This is a genomic window from Treponema sp. (genome assembly GCF_045657965.1).
GTDB lineage: Bacteria > Spirochaetota > Spirochaetia > Treponematales > Treponemataceae > Treponema_D.
Genome location: NZ_JAZOUG010000209.1, coordinates 1 through 1,853 on the forward strand (window position 1 = coordinate 1; position 1,853 = coordinate 1,853).

2 protein-coding genes and 1 other RNA gene are annotated in these 1,853 nt (G+C 36.4%); all 3 read right to left on the bottom strand.

Annotation, left to right across the window (positions count from 1 at the left end; all coding sequences use genetic code 11):
* The coding region (locus tag ACKI5B_RS07725; protein ID WP_407427454.1) for a hypothetical protein at window positions 1–734 on the bottom strand (734 nt) is incomplete at its 3' end.
* Window positions 735–750: 16 nt separating this feature from the next.
* Window positions 751–1,152: RNase P RNA component class A (gene rnpB, locus ACKI5B_RS07730), an RNA gene on the bottom strand.
* A gap of 11 nt (window positions 1,153–1,163) precedes the next feature.
* The coding region (locus ACKI5B_RS07735) for a zinc ribbon domain-containing protein (RefSeq protein WP_407427456.1) at window positions 1,164–1,853 on the bottom strand (690 nt) is incomplete at its 5' end.

Here is a 1,853-nt window from a genome sequence, read left to right on the forward strand (position 1 = left end):
AGATGACTTTTTAGAATTATCTGTTCATCTTTACAATCCTGAGAAATTCTAAACAGGTATTGTTCACTGGCATTATCCTGCCCTGCAGCATGATACTGTTCAGCGATTGAAAGTAAAAGGATATCTGATTCATGAACTAAAAGCGCTTCCGTAAATGCAGAAATACTTTCCATTGTCATTCCCATGGAAGCGTAACTCAGACCTAAAAGTTCAGGGATATCATCAGCTTTATAGCCGTGTTTTTTTGCTTTTAAAAGATATTCAATGGCTAAATCAGCATAATAATGAAATGATGAATTCAAGTCCCGGTAAAAGTAAGATTTTCCAAGCATATATTCAATCTGTGAAACTGAACCAAATTTTGTTCCTAAAAGTGCAATTCGGAGTGAATTAATTGCTTCATCAAGATAATTTAATGATTGAACTACATCTGTTTGTGATACAGCTAGAAAAAATGCTGAATAACCGTTATATGTTCGTGCAGTGTAATTAAAGGGCGATTTATAAAGAATTGCCGAACTGATATCATAAACAGCCTGATAATCATAAGTTTTCCATTTGGATTTCAGAGTGAAAATTGACACACCATTATTAATTTTAGAGTTTATGGATCGATAAGAAAAATAAAAAATTACGGAAAAAAGTGAAACAATTACAAAAATAAGAGAAAGTTTTTTAAGAAAATGACGCTGCGGCTTAAATTTTTCTCTTGTAAAAACTTTTTTTAATTTCATCTTCCCACCGTAAAAAAAAACAGAAAAGACAATAAGCCGGGTTCTGTTCTGTAAATTTCAAATAAGAAATTTACGCATAACCATCTATCCGAAATTTCTGTTGCCAGAAATCTTCAGCAGCCTACCCGCAGTCAATAGTCCGGAAAACCTGACTGCTGCTTGGCCTTGCTCCAAACGAGGTTTACCATGCCGGCTTTGTTATCAAAACCGCGGTGGGCTTTTACCCCACCTTTTCACCCTTACCTTAAAAGGCGGTATATTTTCTGTGGCACTTTCTGTCAGAAAAATGGCTTATGACTAAATAGTCAAGTTCCATTTTCTGCCCGGTTATTATCCGGCGTTTTTTCCGGTGGAGCCCGGACTTTCCTCACCTGTATTTACTTTCATTAGTAAAACAGGCACGGTTATATCTTTTCTGAATTATCTTAATTAATCATCAAATGAAACTGATGTGTCGTCTTCCATTTCGTTATCAGATTCAACATCTTCATTTTCATCTTCATCCCGCTCGTCGGCAAAAGCGTCTTCAAAATCAGCAAGGCTTCCTGTTTCGGCGAGATTAGAAAAATCAACAGTTTCATCTGAAGCAACTTCCTGGTAGAAGAGGATTCTTGAACAATACGGACAGAAAAGAATTTTTTCCCCATCGCGAACTTCATTTGCAAACTGACCTGGCAGAATCATCTGACAGCCTGTGCAGACTCCGTTTTTAACGGCAACAATACCTTCGCTGTTTCGCTGAATAATTCTCTGGAATTTATAAACAACTTCCTGATCAAGACCTGGAATAATTTCAGATTCCTGTTTTGAAAGATTTTCGAGCTGATTTTTATATTCATCAATCTGATTTGAAAGATCCGATTTACTCTGATTTAAGTCAGATTCTTGAGAAGAAATCATAGCTTCATCAGCTTTAAGGGATTCATCGAGTTCCAGAAGTTTCTTTTCTTCACGAGACAAATCTTTTCGGATTGAAGCTTCTTTTTCTGTAGCTTCTGAAATCTGTTTTTCCAGAGCTTCGTATTCACGGTGAGATGTAATATTGTCCATATTCTTTTCACCAGATTCACGTGAAGCTTCTGCTTCTGATAGTTCACGCTTAAGATGCTCAACAATAGC